Origin of the sequence: Hyphomicrobium sp. 2TAF46 (genome assembly GCF_052114865.1) — a bacterium.
In the GTDB taxonomy this organism is placed as follows: Bacteria; Pseudomonadota; Alphaproteobacteria; order Rhizobiales; family Hyphomicrobiaceae; genus Hyphomicrobium_B.
In genome coordinates this window covers 399,906-419,332 of the sequence record NZ_JBFRFO010000004.1, presented here as the reverse complement: position 1 = coordinate 419,332, position 19,427 = coordinate 399,906, and the positions used below count along the sequence as shown (strand labels likewise).

The 19,427-nt window shown below is 56.4% G+C and carries 21 protein-coding genes and 1 tRNA gene; 12 read left to right on the top strand and 10 right to left on the bottom strand.

Features of this window, described 5'->3' with window-relative positions:
* Positions 1 to 328: 328 nt before the first annotated feature.
* Genes AB4Z24_RS11325 through AB4Z24_RS11310 form a run of 4 tightly spaced genes read right to left on the bottom strand, consistent with a single transcriptional unit; the run spans position 329 to position 1,943 of the window.
* Positions 329 to 1,177, bottom strand: a complete 849-nt coding sequence (locus AB4Z24_RS11325; protein WP_441708276.1) for a tyrosine-type recombinase/integrase — start codon at positions 1,175 to 1,177, stop codon at positions 329 to 331.
* On the bottom strand, positions 1,155 to 1,367 hold the full coding sequence (locus tag AB4Z24_RS11320) for a hypothetical protein (RefSeq protein ID WP_441708275.1): 213 nt from the start codon (positions 1,365 to 1,367) through the stop codon (positions 1,155 to 1,157). Before AB4Z24_RS11320 ends, AB4Z24_RS11325 begins: the two co-directional genes overlap by 23 nt.
* Entirely contained in the window at positions 1,357 to 1,743 is a 387-nt protein-coding gene (locus AB4Z24_RS11315) for a hypothetical protein (protein WP_441708274.1), read from the bottom strand. Before AB4Z24_RS11315 ends, AB4Z24_RS11320 begins: the two co-directional genes overlap by 11 nt.
* Positions 1,743 to 1,943: a hypothetical protein gene (locus AB4Z24_RS11310; protein WP_441708273.1), complete on the bottom strand. Its 201-nt coding sequence runs from the start codon at positions 1,941 to 1,943 to the stop codon at positions 1,743 to 1,745. The genes AB4Z24_RS11315 and AB4Z24_RS11310 overlap by 1 nt, the downstream gene beginning before the upstream one ends.
* Before the next feature lie 93 nt (positions 1,944 to 2,036).
* On the opposite strand from AB4Z24_RS11310, the gene AB4Z24_RS11305 reads away from it, so the two are divergent.
* From AB4Z24_RS11305 to AB4Z24_RS11295, 3 genes are all read left to right on the top strand, one after another.
* Complete coding sequence (locus AB4Z24_RS11305; RefSeq protein ID WP_441708272.1) at positions 2,037 to 2,384, top strand: hypothetical protein; 348 nt, start codon at positions 2,037 to 2,039, stop codon at positions 2,382 to 2,384.
* Between the two features lie 609 nt (positions 2,385 to 2,993).
* Positions 2,994 to 3,176, top strand: a complete 183-nt coding sequence (locus AB4Z24_RS11300) for a hypothetical protein (RefSeq protein WP_441708271.1) — start codon at positions 2,994 to 2,996, stop codon at positions 3,174 to 3,176.
* Between the two features lie 414 nt (positions 3,177 to 3,590).
* Positions 3,591 to 3,974, top strand: a complete 384-nt coding sequence (locus AB4Z24_RS11295) for a hypothetical protein (protein WP_441708270.1) — start codon at positions 3,591 to 3,593, stop codon at positions 3,972 to 3,974.
* Positions 3,975 to 5,034: 1,060 nt separating this feature from the next.
* Here AB4Z24_RS11295 and AB4Z24_RS11290 read toward each other — a convergent pair.
* Entirely contained in the window at positions 5,035 to 5,178 is a 144-nt protein-coding gene (locus AB4Z24_RS11290) for an AAA family ATPase (protein WP_441708293.1), read from the bottom strand.
* A 360-nt stretch (positions 5,179 to 5,538) separates the two neighbouring features.
* Between AB4Z24_RS11290 and AB4Z24_RS11285 the strand changes: the two genes are divergently transcribed.
* Entirely contained in the window at positions 5,539 to 6,252 is a 714-nt protein-coding gene (locus tag AB4Z24_RS11285) for a hypothetical protein (protein ID WP_441708294.1), read from the top strand.
* The gene (locus AB4Z24_RS11280) at positions 6,153 to 6,437 is read left to right on the top strand and encodes a M48 metallopeptidase family protein (protein ID WP_441708292.1); all 285 of its coding nucleotides are present in this window, start codon (positions 6,153 to 6,155) and stop codon (positions 6,435 to 6,437) included. The genes AB4Z24_RS11285 and AB4Z24_RS11280 overlap by 100 nt, the downstream gene beginning before the upstream one ends.
* A 139-nt stretch (positions 6,438 to 6,576) precedes the next feature.
* Here AB4Z24_RS11280 and AB4Z24_RS11275 read toward each other — a convergent pair whose 3' ends face one another.
* The 3 genes from AB4Z24_RS11275 to AB4Z24_RS11265 form a co-directional block, all read right to left on the bottom strand.
* Complete coding sequence (locus tag AB4Z24_RS11275; RefSeq protein ID WP_441708269.1) at positions 6,577 to 7,122, bottom strand: hypothetical protein; 546 nt, start codon at positions 7,120 to 7,122, stop codon at positions 6,577 to 6,579.
* A gap of 138 nt (positions 7,123 to 7,260) precedes the next feature.
* Entirely contained in the window at positions 7,261 to 7,941 is a 681-nt protein-coding gene (locus AB4Z24_RS11270; RefSeq protein WP_441708268.1) for a hypothetical protein, read from the bottom strand.
* 951 nt (positions 7,942 to 8,892) lie between these two features.
* Positions 8,893 to 9,756, bottom strand: a complete 864-nt coding sequence (locus AB4Z24_RS11265; protein ID WP_441708267.1) for a glycosyltransferase family 61 protein — start codon at positions 9,754 to 9,756, stop codon at positions 8,893 to 8,895.
* Positions 9,757 to 10,263: 507 nt separating this feature from the next.
* Between AB4Z24_RS11265 and AB4Z24_RS11260 the strand changes: the two genes are divergently transcribed.
* Positions 10,264 to 10,338: transfer RNA gene (locus tag AB4Z24_RS11260), tRNA-Gln, on the top strand.
* A 91-nt stretch (positions 10,339 to 10,429) separates the two neighbouring features.
* Here the strand turns inward: AB4Z24_RS11260 and AB4Z24_RS11255 are convergent.
* Entirely contained in the window at positions 10,430 to 10,594 is a 165-nt protein-coding gene (locus tag AB4Z24_RS11255) for a hypothetical protein (RefSeq protein ID WP_441708266.1), read from the bottom strand.
* A gap of 371 nt (positions 10,595 to 10,965) precedes the next feature.
* Here AB4Z24_RS11255 and AB4Z24_RS11250 point away from each other — a divergent pair, with 371 nt between their 5' ends.
* On the top strand, positions 10,966 to 11,256 hold the full coding sequence (locus AB4Z24_RS11250; RefSeq protein WP_441708265.1) for a hypothetical protein: 291 nt from the start codon (positions 10,966 to 10,968) through the stop codon (positions 11,254 to 11,256).
* A gap of 108 nt (positions 11,257 to 11,364) precedes the next feature.
* On the opposite strand, the gene AB4Z24_RS11245 is transcribed toward AB4Z24_RS11250, so the two are convergent.
* Complete coding sequence (locus tag AB4Z24_RS11245) at positions 11,365 to 12,027, bottom strand: ParA family protein (RefSeq protein WP_441708264.1); 663 nt, start codon at positions 12,025 to 12,027, stop codon at positions 11,365 to 11,367.
* Between the two features lie 632 nt (positions 12,028 to 12,659).
* Here AB4Z24_RS11245 and AB4Z24_RS11240 point away from each other — a divergent pair.
* From AB4Z24_RS11240 to AB4Z24_RS11220, 5 genes are all read left to right on the top strand, one after another.
* Positions 12,660 to 13,781 carry an NAD(P)/FAD-dependent oxidoreductase gene (locus tag AB4Z24_RS11240; RefSeq protein WP_441708263.1) on the top strand — a complete coding sequence of 374 codons (1,122 nt, stop codon included), beginning with the start codon at positions 12,660 to 12,662 and terminating at the stop codon, positions 13,779 to 13,781.
* A 297-nt stretch (positions 13,782 to 14,078) separates the two neighbouring features.
* Complete coding sequence (locus AB4Z24_RS11235; protein WP_441708262.1) at positions 14,079 to 14,831, top strand: WecB/TagA/CpsF family glycosyltransferase; 753 nt, start codon at positions 14,079 to 14,081, stop codon at positions 14,829 to 14,831.
* A 131-nt stretch (positions 14,832 to 14,962) separates the two neighbouring features.
* Complete coding sequence (locus tag AB4Z24_RS11230; protein WP_441708261.1) at positions 14,963 to 16,171, top strand: glycosyltransferase family 2 protein; 1,209 nt, start codon at positions 14,963 to 14,965, stop codon at positions 16,169 to 16,171.
* Between the two features lie 137 nt (positions 16,172 to 16,308).
* Entirely contained in the window at positions 16,309 to 17,826 is a 1,518-nt protein-coding gene (locus tag AB4Z24_RS11225; RefSeq protein ID WP_441708260.1) for an apiosidase-like domain-containing protein, read from the top strand.
* Between the two features lie 532 nt (positions 17,827 to 18,358).
* Positions 18,359 to 19,426 carry a hypothetical protein gene (locus tag AB4Z24_RS11220; RefSeq protein WP_441708259.1) on the top strand — a complete coding sequence of 356 codons (1,068 nt, stop codon included), beginning with the start codon at positions 18,359 to 18,361 and terminating at the stop codon, positions 19,424 to 19,426.
* The last annotated feature ends 1 nt before the right edge of the window (position 19,427 follow it).

Here is a 19,427-nt window from a genome sequence, read left to right as displayed (position 1 = left end):
TGTGTTGTTCACTGTAGAGCCGTGGCGGACAGGGTCCTTGATGCTAAGGACGTTCGGCTGGATGATGTTCGCGTTTGGCCGAGGAGTCTTGCCCTTCGTCATACGAGACAAACGCTCGCCCGTCTCGGAGATACAAGTCATTCAGACTACGACCAAAGCCATTGATTCATCGTCCCGTGAACCGAACGCGAATTGTCAGAATCCGCCTTGATCCGCGGAGACTGAGTTCGGGTTTTCAATTTAAAAAGACGGGTTCGACTCCCGTAGGGAGCGCCATACCTGTCATCGGCGCAAGCAATTTCAATATGTTAGGCTCGGATTTGGCTAGCTAGGTAGTTTCGCTAGCCAATTTTGTTTGAGCTTCGTTCTCATTCGCGCTGGACGGGATCGAAGCCATAGCCGTCTCGGCCGCCTTCTCCTTGTTGAAGTCGCGAATGTAGCGCTCGATGACGACGATACTCTGGCCGGTGATCGCGGAGATTTGCTGCGGCGTGCAATCTCCGTCCGTCAGGCGACGACACATGGCCTTCCGGAGCCCGTGCGGTGAGCGATTTGGTGGCAGACCAGCGTCGCGTGCCGCTTCGATGATGTAGTTCGTGAACGCTTTCTCGGAACGGGCTGCGCCGTACACCGTCGATAGGTAGACCAAATGATTGTGCAGTCCGGCGATGTGAGGCTCTAAGTCGGGGTGTACCGGGATGTAGACCGTCACCGTCTCACCGCTCTTGCGTAGATTGACGATGTGCCGGTTGCCGTCACGATGCTGCGGCCCAAGCTTCACGGCATCTGCGCGACGCAATCCGGTGTTGAGCAGAATTTCGAGGGCGAGGCGTTGCGGCGTACCCTTCGCCCAATGGGCGCGATACTTCGCAATGTCCGCTTCAGTCCAGGGCTTCCAGCCCTTGGCCTTGTACTTGATCTTCGGTGCGAGCCGAGCGGGGTTGTCTTTGCGGTAGCCGTTAAGCGCGGCCAAGTCGAGAAGCATAACCAGTCGCTTCCGCATCGTGTGGGCCTGTGCTTTCGACTCGGCAACAATCGGCTTCAAGATCACCTTGTCGATGATCTCCGGCGTCAGGCCAGCGACTGAACGGTCTCCGTAGCTGTTGCGAAGTCGCTCAATGAGGCTGCGGTTGTCCGTGAAATCGTGCACGTACTTAGGAAGCTTGAGGCGTGCCATTGAGCAAGTCATCCCAATCGTCAGCAGGTTCGGTCTTCTTCGTGACATCCAGGTCGGCGCGGCACACGACGCGAAAGCCGCTGTCGTCCGAGCAATGTTTGACGTAGGCCACATCCTTGCCCGCTGCCTCTACGGCAGTGACGAGGTACTTCACGTCAGACTGCGAGTAGTTTCGCTTCTTACGCGGCATCGGGCTCGATCCCCCAATCGGCTCTAATCGCAGCATCCGCTTCGGCGTGGCTCTCGGCCATGCACTGTGCGAACTCTTGGGCGTGGCGTCGATATTCAGCAGGCGAATTGCAGAAGCGTAGAAGCTCCTTCACCAGTTCGAGAACTTCGTCGGCAACTAACTCCGCGCTGCTATCGATCAAAACTTCGCTGTCATAAGCGAGGCTGTAAACGTCAGTACCCCAAACATCCTTGCCTGTCGCTCTGGCGATAAAACCGAACTCGGCGATTGCCGCTATTTCTGCCTTAGACTGGCGATCATATTTCGCCAAATCATCTTCAAGCTGTTTGAGCAGCCGTTCCGCCTTTACTTTCTTCAACTCGATGACGTTGCTCATCACGCAGCCTCCGACATATCGACGTAGACGATGCGAGCATTGCCGAGCTTCTTGAGAAGTTCCAAGCCGCGCGACCACGCTTTAGCGCGGCTCGTGAAAAGTTCCGATTTTGCGCCATGCCCAACGGTGTAATGACCGCGTGTGTGTTTGATGATCTTGATGTTGATCGGCCCCATCGTGCCGTTGCGCGTGCTTCTCATTTTTACTCCTGACAAGAAATGTACTTGGCGACCGTGCCACATCGAGGATATTATCCCCGGGATAATGTTTGGGCAATATCCCTGGGATAAGCAATGGCAAAAAAGGTTAAGGATGCGAGAGTTCGTGAGGGAGAACAGATACTTATACGCTTTCCGCCCGACTCAGATTTGCGGTCGAGACTGGACGCGGAAGCTAAGAAAAATGGCCGCCGAACAACGGCTGAGGTGATCTATCGGCTTGAACAGAGTTTCAAGGAGCCGACGTCCGCTGAAGACGTCCGAGAGATTGCCTACCGCATTGAAGGGATAGTGCAGGCCTTGGAAGCAAAGGTTTCTGAGATCATGGCCGCATCATCTCCGCAGCAATCGGAGAACGCCGACGAAGTAGGGGGCACTGCAATGCAGATGGCGGAGCAAATCCGAAAGCGTCTGAAGACCTAGTGGGTCACTGACGAACCACCCCCGTTGTCTCCCGGCTATCGGACACAGAAGAAGAAAAACCCCGCGACTGCAATCGCGGGGTTGAAATCTCACGCCGGTCGCGTCGGCGTTACGTAGTAGTCGGAATGCTGACTACGTATCATCGACTGCGGCCGAACACAATTGGAGTTGTTCGACGCATGTCGCGTTACACGGAGAAAATAATCAAGCTCGTTGAGCAGGGCCTGCAAGAGTCACCGTGGCCCTATGACGGCGCTGTTTGGGTCGCTGCGCCTCAAGACGATTGGGCGGCAGAGTTAGGTTGCTCGACCAGGACGTTCCGAAGCGTCGTCAGTAAGCCGCCCTTCGACACAGCTCGCACGGTGATCAATGGTAAAACAGTTTGCCTCGTCCGTATCGGAGAGCCGAGACCCAAGACGCCACGCCATCTCGCGAACATCATGGCGAAGATGTTTCGAGCGAAGACCGGGAAAGTCGTCAGTCGCCACAACTTCGGTTGCTTGGTAGGATGCGCCGAACTGTGGCCCGCCGACTGCGCGATTGAAATTTTCAAATGCGTGCTCGCCAACTGGGGGGCCGTTCGCGGGCTGCGCAAAGGACGTGCTGTACGTGACCGACAAGCTTGCAGGGAAGAAGCCTCGCACCAAGGAATGGTTCTACGAGTTCCCGTGCTTGTCGTTCCTTCGTAAGGCGCACGGTGTGGCAGTTGATTTTTACATCATGGAAGCGCAGCACGCGGGCAAGGTTCTCCCGCCTTCGTTGGCGAATTGGAATGACCCAGACGCGCTCTGAGCGATTGCTTCCGAACGCATCTAAGATCGATACAGTATATAAGGATATAAAGGTGTAACCCGCCTATTGTTATATTTATATACAGGGGACTAGAAGGTTAGGAAGAAATATAACGATAGGGCCGCCTCGTGCGCTTTGCTGCACGATACGGCAGAAGCCGCTTAATTCATTCAGTGAAGTAGCTCGCTTCGCTTGCATCGTGCTCCGGAAGGGGAATGAACAATACGAAGGTTCTTATCCGAGAACACAGATCACTTAGAAAAAGGGGCTGCCGCCGCGTAAGTCTTGCCCATTGAAATTGATTGCAATGGCCATTCCGGAGATAGCCAATGCGCGTTAACTCTTTCCGTTAGCGCGAAGGTAGAAGTTTCAGAGTAAGGCGAGGGTTATGCTGAATTAGGAAGTGGGCGGCCTATGCACGCGATTTTACCCGCCTTAAGTTCAATGATTGTGTTTGCCGCTGCGTTGTTCTGGACCATTGGGCATGGCGACGCGTCGGCGACTGCCATAGGGTTCACCGTTGTCTTCACGATCGCAATCGGTGGCACCGTCGTTGCCGCTCTGATTGTCGCCCAGATAGCTACGAGCAAGGTCGATCATCTTTACGCAAGGCTGGTTTCCTTCGCAGCAATCTCGGTCGTGACACTGGCGATTGCGCTGATGGCTTTGTCGCTCCGAGCGCCCCACCCAGACCTTGTCGGCTTTCTTAAGGCTTTCCCACCTTTCGCCCTCTACCCGACTATTGCGGCATGGACAACGTACGTGCTTGCCTTGTGGTGGCAGAGCAGTCGAGATTAAGAGCTTCGCCGTATCCGGGGAAAGATACACGCACTCTCCGCATCCCCCGTTGTCTCATCACGGAACCGATCAACTTGCCCAACCACGAAACAACAGTTCGTGGCACAAGTGGGCGTCCTCACTCGCACCGTCCGTCGGCAGAAAACCACTCGATCGATACCAACGCCAATCGGACTGATGTCGTAATCGGTTCCACCAGGTCGGCCAGTTGTTGGTCGGTCCGGCATCCGCGTTGTGTTCGACCGTCGTCAGATCGTGCTTGAGGCTGATCTCCTGAGTTCTGGCTACTTGCCACCTGAGTCATTCGAAATCGCCGCCAGCAACGAACGTCGAGTCAGCAATGACCATCCTGGTCATGAGCAACGCATCTCGATCAAATGATCAGGGTAGAATGCAGGGCGATCGATCACTGGCTTGACGGGTTTAAGATCGATACTCGACAAACGACAGATCACTTGATTAACTTGTTGCGTTCTCGTCATGGCTTTCTCATCACAACTCCTACCGCAAGATCAGTACGGATGAATGAGCACCACGAGAGGCTCAGCGCGGCCATCCTGGAAGCAATCGCAGCTTGTGAGTGTGGCCAGCTAAGTTTGGAAGATACAGAAAATACTATTCGCGCTCTGTTGAATGCGGCAGACTCTACCTATCCCCTCCCTCTTAGAGGGATGATAAGTGGCTTTGTGCAGTCGGTCTTTGCAGCGCAAAACGAACACCTCGACGAGCCCGATGAGGATCAGTTCGTGGGGAAACAATTCAGCGAAGCGAAAACGGCAATTCAGAATGCGATGCGAGTCCCTCGTAGCGGATAATCGTTATCGACCAACGACGACATTCGTTGCGCGTAACTCTGGCTTTATCTCGACTCATGCTCTGCCATCTCTCATGTACGAGATGGGTTCATGAGAGCCGACGTTGCCGCTAGCCCGAAGCAGCGCAAGGTGTACTCGAACTTCGTCGATGCCGGTATCCACCCCACGTACCTAAGTCTGCGCCCGTTGTAAGAAAAATTTTTGGAGCCACTTGCAATCACGGCACCTGCTCGCAACACGAAGGCTTACGCAATCGACTGGCATAATCGATGAAAATCGGCATCGCTGATTTGGAGGTTGCGACGCGCGCCGAGGCAGAAGTCGATGGCCTCAAGAACCGACGACTTACCGCTGTCGCCAGGACCAATGAGGCAGTTGAGACCGTCCACAGGAAACCAAGTCAGCTTCTTGATCCCGCGAAAATTCTCAATTTCAATCAATCGAATGCGCGCCAATCCCTTTTCCCCCAATTTGGTAGCCGCCCCAATCGCACTTATGAGAGCGGACGCTCACTCAACTCCAGCAAGCCAGCGTCGGCATTGCGGACAAAATAGCCATGGTTCAATCGAAAGATGCGTTTATGCACAGCTCGCCTTATTCGGCGGAGCCGCACAGCCGCCCTTTAGTCGAACCAGGGCTGCAATACCAAGCGCACCATAGAAGCGATGAAAAATCCTGAGGCAAGTCATTTACTAGGCTGTTCGCGGAGTTAGAGTTTGCTGTCGCCCTCGCGTGTATCGGGACGACAAATGGACAGCAGACAAACAATCTCCGGACTTCAGGAACACCCTTCGATCGCCAATAATTCACGTGCGATCGACCACTGGATAGCCGCATCTTGGATGCAAAAAGCTATCCGTCGTGGCGAACTCGACCTAGCCGAGCAGGCGACTTCGCATCTCTATCGCTTCCGCGGCGCAAACGCGCTACGCCGTCTCTTGATCGTTTCGTTCGAAGACGTCGGTGTCGCCTCGACGGAGACTGTTTCCGCGATCGTTGACGCAGGCGGCCAGCCCCCGTTGTTTCGAAACGAAGACGTCGCGGCAGCGACAGTGTCGTTATCTAACGTTCTCGCTGCGGCTTCTAAAGATCGCTCCGCCGATCTCTTAATATCGGCAATCAATAGTCATCCGTCCTTGGCCCATGTCCGAGCGCAGGCAAAAAATTTGAAAGTCGGCCAACGTCTCAAGATGATCGCCGATAGCTCCGCGACCCTTCATGAGCGGGGAGCCGCAACGCTGTACGCTTCCGGACTCGTCGGACCCAATGGGAGAGCCTGGAGAAATAACCTCGATGAGGTGCTGACAACCTTCAAAAAGCTCGGCGCTCCTGCTCAGTTGATTGACGTTGTCCGTTGCGCGGCGTGGCTGACCAGAGAGCCGTTGACGATTGTGCTGCCGCTTTTCTGGCTAGCTCTGCGGCATGCGGCCCGAAAGGCAACGTCCTTATCAACTGGCACCTGATCTTCGCCCCGAGGAAGGTACTCGAATATGTCGTCGTGCATGAACTGGCACACCTTAAGTACAGGGTTCACGGGCGCTCGTTCTGGAATTTTCTCGCAACGCTTGCGCCCGACTATCAAACATCAAAGACATGGTTAGACCGGCATCAGACCGCGCTTTCGGCAGACTTTCTAGCCAGCTGCTGATCTCTGTTTGAATGGCTGGGCCACCGCGTTGACATGCGCCTTGTGCTGACAATTACGCGTGAGCGACACCCAAAGGCTTGCAATGGCGGGCATCGCCACCCGCCAAGCCGCGCAACGCAATGGTTGATTGAAGACGAAATCAGACTGGTGTGTAGATACCAATCTCATCGGATTTGATGCCAAAAGACCCATGAGACTGGGAGCGATTGTGGGAGCCGATCTGCTTTTCTAGGGCTGCGTCCAGCTTCTGCGCATCGTCGCCCTTTGGGTCCATGATCGCATTCACCACTTCGTCAATCGAGAGACCAAGCTTGTCCAAGCCAAGTTTCCTTCCGATGCCGTCAAGCACCTGTTGGCCGTTGGGTTGGAGTTTGATTTGAGCGATTTTCTGTTTGATCGCTGCTCCGTAGGCCGATGGAGAGTTATAATCGCTTTCATCGATGCCAAATTCGTCACCAACTCTCTTGATGAGATCGATTTTCATTTTGTTGAGATTGGGACTATTCACGCTGAAGAGGGCATCTCCTGTTTGAGCGGACGCTGTCGCAGCCGGTCCTTTTGTAATCGTTCCGCTTGCCGCGACAGTGAGGTCGTCGGCGCTCCCTTTGCTCGGTGTATTTGATTTTGCGGTGTCCGTTCGTTGCAGTATCTGCAAGGCTAGCGTAGCCGAAGAGACAGGTGTCATTTGCGATTGGTCCCCAATGCCTCAACGAGAGCATTGCAAGAGTCGGTTAAAAAAGTGAAACGATCATATCGATTGCTAACTGCCCCGAAACCCAGACGATGGTTCCATCGCTACCCCCAAGTCGCTAAAACGCAACGCTTAAGCCGCGTCATGACCTTGAACTGAATAGAGCCAATCAGCTCCCTCGTCAGTGATCTGGTAGCGCGCGAGCGCGCCCTGTGCGCCAGCCGGGCCCGGCGTGATGTCGAGAAAGCCCCAGCTAACGAGGAAATCGAGATGCTCTCGAACGATGTCGGCGCTGTATCCCTGTACGCGAAATGATGAGGCGTAGCATCCATCGCGACGGTCGCCACGAAGTTCGACCATCTCCATTATCTGGCGTATGAGAGCGTTATTAAAGCCTTGGGGCTCGGGTTCCGAGACTTTCGAGCGCCGCTGTTTGCGCTCAACGATAAGGGGTTGGCGACGTTTGTCGAAGTGATAATCGGCGAAGGTGCGGGCTGCGAGTTTGGGGCAGTAGTTTTGGTTGGCGTGTTTTTGGGGCGGGCGGTTTGGGAGGCTAGCGTCATAGCGAAGTGACATGGCGGCGGGATCGATAGACCGAACTTCTACGATTTCAAATTTGGCCTTCGGGTAGAAGGGTTTTAGACGCGCAATGAGGTCTTCGGCTTCTACGCGATCCATCGTGAACTGTGGCTCCAATGGCGCGTCGTCGAGAAGGATCGTTCGCGAGTGAAGATACGGACTCAAAAACCAGGGTCTACTCGCCGGTTCTTCGCGGATGACTGCGAACGGCTTAATTTCCAAAGGATCGGTCATGATGTGCCCCCCAAGGCTCGCCATACACGGAAATCAGAAGTCGGATTTATTCTCCGTTGACTATCTGAGTCGGTTGTCTATGCGAAGCATTGAGTCGGGTAGCTAATCGCAAAAATTCCCTTTTAGACTCAATGACGGGGTTATGTACTGCTAGCCAAACTAAGCTATTGAACAGGCTGCATTGTTAGCGTCCCGTAGGGAGCGCCGGTGTTCAATTCCCTACAGCTGAGCCGACTGGTTGAACGGTGAGCGGCAAGCGGCGGACTATCGGCACACACCAAATACGTCGGGCGTGCGAACCACCGGCCCCTACCTTGACATGGTAGGTTCCCGTCTCCGCGTTGGGATGTAGCCAAGTGGTAAGGCCGAACATTCGCTGCTTCCACAGACTGAAATCTACGGAACTTGGACACTTGCATTGGGATGGCGCCTTGCGGTTGCTGGCGTCGTGATCGGGTATGAACCTAAGCGCCGGATGGATTGACAGCAGTACCGACTACCGCGGACAGCGGGTTATGAGCGAGAAACCGCCGCGGGGATTTTCCGCGAAGTACGTGTTCGAAGCGGGCTCGAGAAAAGGACTTGCGGGGCGGCTTAGGTGTCCCCCTCTCGATCGAGAGGCGGACAGGTTGGGGACGAATTACATATTGATTTTATTGAGTGTCCCCACTGTCCCCAGTGTCCCCACCAAAATTTACCTCTCGGTTACTCTTCGTTTCCACTTGGACAGGCAAGCATCTCTAACGCCGAGGCACCGGGGCGCACGAAAAGTGGAAACTGACGTTGAAACCATTGGGTCCAAGGACGATTTTGATTCCGCCATTCGGAGGTTCGAACCCTCCCATCCCAGCCAATATATCAGTGACTTCGCGATCTGAGCGCCGTCCACTCCCACTTTTGAAAAAGCCGCCGTTCCCACTCTCTCCCCCCGGGTTTGCCGAGGCGCGGTTCCTAAAGCGAAAGCAGCGCTGGAGCACATTCGGATACGTGCGCAGCAAGCGCCTCGCGAAACTTTTTTGGAGAAATGACGTAGGGTCGGCAGACGTTGGATAGATCGCGATCCCAAACCAAGGGGCCGTCGTCTGGCAAAAGATAGCCCGTTGGCTGACTTCTGAGGTGGGCGACGCGAGACTGAAATTCGGCGACCCAGTTCAGGGCGAGAACACGGGTTCCGATCGGGGAGAAGATCGAATTATGAAGCGCGGACCCGAACTCGCCGGTTATCGTCTCTGCGTTGGCGAATAGCCGGATTTGATCTTCGATCGAAAGCGTCTCCGGACTAATGAGAAAGAGGCCAGCATCCCGTGCGATGGCTTCGATTTCTTCCCGGTTTGCCATGCAGCGGAAACGGCTTTGGACTTCGCGGGTAACGTAGAGATGCTTCTTTATTTGATCCGCCGGTCCGGCCAACCTGACAATATCGTCGATGTAGTCGTTCATGCGCGGGTGAAAAAAGGTGCCAGCCGAGCATAGTTGACCTGGAATAATCAGCTCGCGGCAGCGCACGAACGCGCTTTGATCGTCGAATTCAATGATCGGAATATCCGGAACTATAAGATTGCACCAGCGCCGGGCGAACCCGCCTAGGGATTTGGGCAAAAGTATCGAAATCGGGTGGGGAAATGCAGATCTGATTTCCCGCAGGAGCATCAGTTTTGGCAAGCATTCCAGAAGCCAGTGCCCATAAGTGCAGGAATTGAAGTGCGTGACCGAAATGCAGACGCCATCGACATACTGCTCTGCCTTTTGATTGATGGAATATGGCGAACCGTATGCCCATCCGTTCTCGATATAGGCCGGAAGATAGTACGGCATGATCGGCGGTTCGATCGAATACACCTCCCGGTTCGAGCCGATGAAAGACCATCCTGAAAAAATGGCATTTGGGATCGATGCAACAAGGATCTCGGGGCAGTCCGCTTGCAGGAAATGCTCTTTCTCGATATCGGCGGTGGCAGGCAAAAAGAGTGGCGGGACATTTGGTATAACGCGTTTGTCTGGATCGAAGGGCGCCCACAGTGAAGGGACTCGGGAATCGAGAAGTGCCTCGAGAGTTTTGACCTTCTTTTCAAATCGAATCTTCCGGGCCTTTCGCGGGAGATCTCGTTTATTTGACCAAAAAAGCCGCGCCAGAAGGTCCATGAGATTTCCAGGTTCGCTGCAGAACTAAATATATACGGTGTACGCCGTATCGCCTGCAAGGCACCTGAAAAAACAGAATGTGGGGAATTATGACCGACGCGCCGGCATCAGCCGAGGCGCGAACGACTGACTATGGTGCCGCCAACCGTCGCTCGGGCGGCGATTCTCCTCACGCGCTGGTGGGATGTAGCCAAGTGGTAAGGCAGCGGATTTTGATTCCCCCGTTCAGAGGTTCGAACCCTCGCACCCCAGCCAATATTTCAGTGGCTCGAAGACGTCTGCAAAGCTGGCAAGCTTCAAACAAATCAGTTTTTCGGGCGCCGGCCCGCGCTACGTCAGAACTCTGCTATCTCGCTGACTTCGCGACTTTCTTGGCGCGGCCGGCGTTGTTGGATTTTCCCGCGGGACGTTCGGTCGGACGCCTCATGCCTTCTATTCGCGTCTCGTGGTGCTTGCCGCCGGGCGGATTGGTCGCGATGGTCTGATCGATGTAGTTGGTTTTCGCTGACATCGTGTTCCTCCAGTTCTTTCAGGAGCAACGAAAGCGAGTTCCAGTCGGTTCCGAATTCCAACGACAAGGACAATCCCAACGGAGCAACGACGCCGCTTCCTCGTCCTCTTATGCACCCCCCCCCGGCACGCGCGCCGTTTTGAATTACGCCTGAAATAATCCGAGAGCGGATGTATTCTGCCTACACGTACGCTCGGCGCGCTTGCCAGCGCCTGTATCATACACCGCATTGGCTCCAGATTTTTAAGCCTGTCCAAGAAATTGCTGCAACGCGGAGCGGGTTCTCTGGTCTTGTATTTCATGACCCGGTGGAGCGCCGAGGCTCAGCGCGGCTTCCGGCTTTGCGTTGTGCGTATTTGAGGAGAATTTATATGAACCTCGCGGCATTGATCATCCAACTCATCAGCGGTGCGCTTGGCGGTAACGCGGCAGGCGCGCTTTCCGAGAAGGCGAGCTTGGGGACGCTCGGCAATTCGATCGTCGGCGCGCTTGGCGGTGGCGTCGGCGGCCAGATTTTGAGCTCTCTCCTCGGCCTCGGTGGTGCGGCGGCGACATCCGGGCTCGACATCGGGACGATTGTATCCAGCTTCGTCACCGGCGGTGTCAGCGGTGGCGTGACGGCCCTCGTTCTCGGCTTGCTGAAGTCAAGGTTGGCGCACTGAGCATTCAGTGAATACGTCCAGTGAATACGTCGCGGGCGGCGGTCGCCGTTGGAACGATCGTCGCCTGCTGCCAAGTCGCGTCGAGCGGCCAGGGTATCGAGGGCGGCGTCAGTCGCCCTTGCCGTTTCGCGTTCCGGCCGATTGTCCCGCGATCTTTCTCAGCAAACTCTCGATGAGCAGATTGGCGGATTCGTTTGCGGATCCATCGATGGTCTCGGTGAGCGCCTGGCCGCGGTTCTGCGCATTCCGATACGTCGAGCGCTCCGGAATGAACCCCGGCAACAACTCGTACCCGGCGGCATGGACGTAGTCCCGCGCGACGTGCTCCTCCTCCGCTTCCAAGACGCGGCAGAGCGCGACGGCCAGCCGGCTGCGCGGAATTCCGATTTCCTCGAGCGCATGGAGCAGAAGGACGGTCGGATAGAGATCGTCGATGGTGGCGCTCGTCGGCACGACGACGACATGCGAGGCGCGCGCGACGGTGCCCGTCGCTGGGCTCGTGTGGCCGGGCGTATCGACGATGATGAGATCGAAAGAGTCACAATCCTCGAGCGCGTCTTCGAATGTACGGAAGGCCCCGACCTCGACGGGAGATGCCGCTGCGCGCTGCTGGCGCGCCTTGCCCCATCTGACGGAGGTTTGCTGTTGGATATCGAGATCCGCGAGCTTGACCCTCAGCCGGCCGGCGGCCCCGACTGCGGCCAGGGCCCGTGCGAGGGTGCTTTTGCCGACGCCCCCCTTCTGACTGACGAACGACACGATCAATGGCATTCGCATTCCCTAACGCGCGCTTTTTTTGTCCGTCTTCTTTCCCCCGAGTGATGACCTGTTACCTCAAGAGACGCAAGCAGATAGGAAAGGCGTCGGGCGCCGGACGCGAAACGCCACTGGCGGCGGCCGATTGCATCGTCAGGATTTTAAGTCCGCCTCAATGGATCGCGCAAAAGCCCTTTACCGCGTCTTCGCGGCTCTCTCCCTGCGCCGGGTGGGATCGCGGGCATCCGGCCGTTGTTCGCGCGGGCGAAGCCGATCGCCGGTCGTCCGATGGCTGACCGGTTCCGCGCGTGGATGCCGCCGCTTCCCCCGTTTGGTGGCGGCGGGCAGCTCGGAATCGAACGGATGCCATTTCATTTTTTCATTCATCGCGGTGACCTACCTTGAAGACGCTGGCCCTGTGGCCGAGCTTCACCGGAGCGGCGTGTCTCGGCGGTATGAGCCGCTCCTTCAATGCGAACTTTGTCCCGCAACCGCTGGACCGCACGAGCGTTCCGCGACCGCCTCGCGATTGCACCTTCTGCGCCAAGCTGCCGCCAATGCCGTTTGAATTCCCGGGCGAACTCATTCACGATCCGGCCGGAAGGGGCTAATGAGACCCGGCGCAAACGGGAAGAGGCATTCCGGAAATGTCGGTTGAGGTCGAGACGGTGGTCATCGGAGCCGGCGCCGTCGGGCTCGCCATCGCAGCCGAACTCGCGAGCCTCGGGCGCGACGTCCTCGTCGTTGAGCGCCACCATGCGTTCGGCACCGAAACGTCTTCGCGAAATTCCGAGGTGATCCACGCTGGAATTTATTATCCGGAGGGATCGCTCCGCGCCAAGCTCTGCGTCGAAGGCAAGAAGCGCCTCTACGCATTCGCCGAGGAATACAAGGTCCCGTTCAACCGGTGCGGCAAGCTTCTCGTCGCCACGACCGAAGCGGAAGTCAGCCAGCTCGCGATGATCGAAGGTAGGGCCATCCGCAACGGCGTCGGTGATCTGACGCGCCTGACGGTGGCGGAGGCCAATCGCCTCGAACCCGAAGTTCGCTGCGTCGCTGCAACCCTGTCGCCATCGACAGGAATAATCGACAGCCACCGTCTGATGGCAGCTTTCGAAACCCGGCTGCTCGATGCAGGCGGCCAAGTCGCCTTCAATTCCGAGGTCGTCGGTATAGCTCCGGTCTCGAAAGGTGAATTCCACCTGTCGATGTCGTCGGCGGGGGAGATCTCGGATCTGACCTGCGCCCGTGTCGTCAACGCGGCAGGCCTCGGCGCCTCGCGCATCGGGTGCATGCTGCCGCCAGCGAAACCGGAATACGTCGTACCGAAGCTTTACCCCGCGAAAGGCCATTATTTCGCGTTATCGGGGCGAGCGCCGTTCAAGCACCTCATCTATCCGATGCCGTCGCCCGACGCGCTCGGCATTCACCTGACGCTCGATACGTCCGGGGCCGCCAAGTTCGGACCCGATATCCATTGGCAGGACGACATCGATTATGCGTTCGTCGATCCCGATGCGCGGCGCGCCGTGTTTGCGAAAGAGATCAAACGCTATTGGCCAGCCCTCTCCGAAGGCGCGCTGGTGCCCGCCTACACCGGCATCCGGCCGAAGATCTACGCCGAGGGAACGCCGCCCGCCGACTTCGCGGTCCACGGCGAAACGGAGCACGGAGTGCCGGGTTTTGTCGGCCTCTACGGGATCGAGAGCCCGGGCTTGACCGCGTCACTCGCCATCGCCGCGTATGTTGCCCAGTTGGTCGGCCGGTAAATTGAAAGCGGAGATCGACCGCGCACATCGCGTCGCCAATCCTCAGGATCGGTCGCGTCGAAGAATCCTCTTACCAATTTGGATTTGCGATCCGAAAGCCGGATAGCGAAATGCCGATGAAAGGAGCGCTGCCGCTCCTAACGACGTTCAGCATTCATTCCGCAAACCCAAGTAGCGCCCATTCGATCTGGCGAGTCGTGGCGATTTACCAGGCCAACTAATAATCTTCCCGTTTTCTTCTTGTCATTTGCCCGCGGGATGACAAGAGATATACAACGAGTCGCGGGGGGCTTGCGCATGACGGGATCCGATATAGCTAATTTTCTCGGCCTGAAATTCAACGGCGGCTCGACTGAAACTGCAATCGACGAAATATTGGGCGCAATTGGGCAGCCGTTCAGATACGTCGTCACGCCCAACGTGCAGCATGTCGTCGAGATTTACGAGCAGGGCGACGCACTCAAAGCCAAATACGCCGCCGCATGGCGAATATATTGTGACAGTCGTGTGCTGAGAAAATTGGCACATTTGTGCGGTTCGAAGCTCGATGTCGTAACCGGCAGCGATCTTACCGCCCGCCTTTTGGAGAGGGCCTCCGGCCTCGGGCTGAAAGTCGGAATTATCGGGCCGAGCGCGGACGACTGCGCAATCCTCGGTCGCCGCTTTTCCGGCCTCAAAATCGCGTCCTATACGCCGCCGATGGGATTTATTAAGTCCGATGCCGAGGTCCAGAAATGCATCGCGTTCATTTTGGATGCGAACGCAGACATCACATTCTTGGCTGTTGGATTTCCGCAACAAGAAACCTTGGCGAACCGGCTCCTCGAGTACCCCGAAGCAAGGGGAGTGGCTCTTTGTATTGGTGCGTCGATCGACTTTCTTACTGGAAAACAGCAGCGTGCACCGCTCTGGATTCAGAATTCGGGCCTCGAATGGCTGCATCGCCTGTTGTCGGATCCCAAGCGCCTCGCGAAGCGATACCTGGTTAAAAGCCCGAAAATATTCGGCTTGGTCGTCGCGCAAATGATGAATCCGCGATTTCGTTCCTGAACGCGGAATGTTGCCCTAGGCTTTTCGAAAATAATATGTACACTGAAGACGGCTTTCGTACTTTTTCGCAGTGTTTAAGGGCGTATGAGGGGTGCGCTGGCGAATTCTGCAATGTGAATGAATAGCTTTTGATGGTCTCCCACGAAATGTCTGTCGCCGCTGCATTCGGTTCGGGAGCCCTAGGCGCGATTGCGCTACTCGTAAGTATTCCCGTTCTTGTTCTTCTGATCGAAGTTCTGGCGGCACTTCCGAAAAGAAATTCCGAGCGCAAGCCAAATTCCAATAGACCCTCTCTGGCAGTACTCGTTCCCGCTCACAATGAGAGCGTGAGCATCCTTCCGACATTGACTGACATTTTGGCTGAGATTGGCCCGCGTGATCGCCTGCTGGTGGTCGCAGATAATTGTTCAGACGATACTGCGGAGGTTGCCCGTTCGGCAGGAGCGGAAGTCATCGAACGCCGAGATGACGAAAACCGCGGCAAAGGTCACGCACTTGACTATGGAATTCGGCATCTCTCGAGAGCAGCCCCCGAGGTCGTGATTATAGTCGATGCGGACTGTCGCCTGGAAAACGGCGCCATCGACACTCTCGCTGAACGGGCATCCGCCACCGGACGGCCAATTCAAGCCCTTTATCTGATGCATGCGCCGGATGAGTCATCCGTCAACGAGCAGGTATCGGAATTCACGTGGCGCTTGAAGAACTGGGTGCGTCCACTCGGTCTCACGAACCTCGGGCTCCCTTGCCAACTGGTCGGCACAGGAATGGCATTTACGTGGAGCACCTTGAACGCTGCCAATCTCGCAACCGGGGCGCTGACCGAGGACCTCAAGCTGGGGCTGGACCTCGCATTGAAAGGCCACTTGCCGCTATTTTGTCCGTCGGCGGTCGTAAGAAGCTACTTTGCGTCCTCTTCACAGGGAAGGAATACGCAACAGCAGCGCTGGGAGCAGGGCCACAGAGAGCTGATTTTCTCTACTGTTCCGCGTGTCTTGTCGTCGGCGTTTGCGAGCCGCGATTTGCGACTGATGGCGATGGCCCTGGACTTGGCCGTGCCGCCCCTTTTTCTTCTCGTTCTATTGTTGTCGGCAGTCTTCGCGATCACGGCATCGGGAGCCGTCTTGGGCCTATCAGCCGTTCCTTCCTATATCAGCGGCTCAGCCGTAGCGGCGCTGGTGCTGAGCATAGTGATTGCGTGGTTCGGTTATGGCCGCGATGCCTTGCCGCCCAGATCGCTGGTGTCGATAGTGCCCTACGTTTACTCAAAACTGCATCACTACATTCGCATTCTTGGCGGTAGTCGCGCCACGACCTGGGTGAGAACAGATAGGAGCTGACAATATCCATCTTCAGTTCGGCGGCGAACTAGGATGGTCCGGTATCGGATATCTGGAAACGAACATTGCGCATTTTGCGCAATGCAAATTCTGCAAAGCGAGGCCCGAAGACATAAACAAAAAATAACGGACATAAGATGATCCTCGGAATCGGCGCCAATTCGATAAAAATTTCGAATTCGATTATTGCATTCGCGGCAATTAGCGCATTTCTGTTGCTGGCATTCAAGATTCCCTCGCGCTTGGTTCATCATGCATCTCAAATGAGTTTGCGCCTCTCTGCTGTCGGTTGCGGCGAAGTTGTGGCTGATGCAGCGTTCAAATCCCTCGCTCCGGCCGGCGTCGACATGGGCTTCGCTTATCCGGTCGCAACATCAAATCGCCGGTTCGTCGACCAGAGCGGAAACGTATATTTGCTAAAGATGATGTCGTCGTGGGCGATGGCGCAGAGATGCTCTAACGCCACGATCACAAGCGCCTTGGAAGGATTGAATTCGCTCGGCTTCAATGCTGTCGCCGTGGCGCCGTTCGGCGTGCATTTAAATGAGAGTTTTGGCGACCGCTATCGAAACGGATCCGGGGAAAGTTTTTTTGCAGGTGCGCCGTATGCATCGCCTTTCGGCCCAGCTTGGTCGTCAATGGACTGGATTGTCCAGGAGGCAACGCGACTGCGAATGACTGTTGTGTTTTCCCTGTTTCTGAGTTGGGGCGACAGCGGTACGACACCAGATTTGGTGAGCGTTGGGCCAGCAGACGCATACAATTTCGGCAAGACGCTCGCTCTTCGCTATGCGCAGTATCCCAACATTGTTTGGCACGTCATGGGAGATTTCGTGTGGACCGCCAGCGATCCGGTCGGCCGGCAAGTCGACGCGGTATTCCACGGCATAAAGGACGGGGAAGGCTCGAGCCACCGCTTGCAGATCGGGGAACAGCAAAGAGGATGGAGCGGCCACCAACAGTTCAATCTCTCGCAAGGCGGAGAGAGCGGCTACCAGTGGTTCAAGCCAAGCGCCAACACGCTGTACGACTACGGTGGAAATTCTGTCGAATTGTTTGACGCCGCATATGGAGAACCTGGAGCCGGAAATTACGGCGTCGTTGACATCGAACCCCCTTACGTCAATTCGCCTCATTATGGCGGCAACAAAGACCAGCAGTACCGCGAAAGAAATTATTCGGTATTGCTACGCGGTGGCATTGGCATCAATTTTGGTCACGAAAAATGGTGGCCCTTTGGTGCTGCCGGCATTTTCGATGGAGGAGCGGGATGGTTCGAAATTCTCAACGAGCCTCCGCAACTCCAGGCCAAGTATGCTTGGTCTTTGCTTGACAAGTATGTCGTCGATCCTTCTTGGAGCCGCGACGATGGCAGCTTTGTCAAGTTGGGCATTGGAGACGGCGACACGAAAGCCGCGTCCGGATATTCGAAACTTGCCGCAGTTGCTTACTTTCCGACGGGCCGTTCGGTAACGGTGGATACGACTGTGATCGCGGGGCCGATAAACGTGAAGTTGAGTTGGTATGATCCAACGACCGGCAAATATCACCTTATTTCTGAATCCGAAGCCGCAATGGCGGACCGGTCAATCGAGTTCCCCGGAGCTCACCCGGACGGCTCGGCCGACTGGGTTCTCGTCGCCGAAAGAACATGATTATAAGCCTATTCTTGCGACTCAGGCTCGTGGCCGAGTTCGGGGCGCAGTCAGCGTGCTGTGTATTTCCAACATGAAATCATTTGTTGCGCCATCGGATATGGCTCAATGCAAAGCGTCATAATCCTGAGGCAAGTCATCAACCTGGTCCGGTGTTGAATTAATGGCCCCGGAGATGCGGGCTGCATATCGGAAAAAATCAGAGAAATCTCTCGCCTGAAGGTTACGAAAAACCACGTCCCGTGGCGTGCCTAGGTATCCGCGCGAAATTGTAAATAAGTGGCGTTTCGGCATTGGCCCGCGGCATTACAGATTTGCGGCGCCAAAATGAACGACGATTCGCGGTTACCATTATTCTCTGTGCTGTCTTTACCCGAAACGTTAGATGCCTTATCTTCAACTTATGCGAATATGCATCGGAATTTTTGGCTGATTTCTATTAATCAGGGCGAGAGTGACAACAACAGGCGTGTCGAGCAGACAGCCAAGTTGGTTCCCGCCATCGTCGACCCCACTGTCGGGAGGCAACGACATGCGAGAAGGTGCCCTGCGCAGAGGCGACATCGTCGAAGTGCGCCGCGCGGGCGAAATCCTCGCCACGCTCGACGAGCAGGGAACTATCGGCGCGATGTCCTTCATGCCCGAGATGATCCCCTACCTGGGTCGTCGCTTCATGGTGCAGGCGAGAGCGGACAAGATCTGCGACACGATCGGCAGCACACTGCGGAGCAGGCGGATGACCGACACCGTGCTGCTTGACGACCTCCGCTGCGATGGACGCGCTCATGGCGGCTGTCAGGCCGACTGCCGCATCTACTGGAACGAGGCGTGGCTGAAAAAGGTGAACTCGCTCACCGCCCCGGCGGTCGCACAGGACGAGACCGACGTCGCCGCGCTGCGGGCGCGCATCGAACCTAACGTCAGGGCGTCCGGCGACGGTGAGGGCGACGATGTCCGCTGGAAGTGCCAGGTGACCGAGGCCAACAGGGCGTCCGAGCCGTTGTCGAACACCGACCCGCGTCCCTACTTCAACGAACTGCTTTCGGGCAACGTCGGACCACTGACCTTCGTCGAGGTGATGTTCCGGGCGGCGTACATGCAGCCAATGCACCGCTTCAAGGTCCTGCGCCGGCCCAAGGGGCCGAACGTGAAGTCGCCGCGACGGCCGGAGCCGCTCAACTTGCAGCCCGGGGAATGGGTGCGGGTGAAGTCACTGGAGGCGATCGAGGAAACGCTCACGACGACGGGGAGCAACCGCGGGTTACATTTCGATATCGAGATGGTCCCATTTTGCAACCAAGTGATGCAAGTGCGGGGGGCAGTCACCCAAATCATTGAAGAGCATACCGGCCGCATGCTGCGCTTTCACAATGAATGCATCAAGCTGGAGGGCGCTGTCTGCTCGGCAAAGCTCAGCACGGGGCGCTTCTTCTGCCCGAGAAAGATCTACCCGTATTGGCGCGAGGCATGGCTGGAGCGCGCCGACGGGCCGCCTGGCACGCCGAATGCAAAGCCCGGTCGTACGGCGCCGGCAACCTGTCTCGGTGGTGTGGCAGCTGCAACGCAGGGGGAGGCGAGCGGAAGCGATGAGCGCATATGAT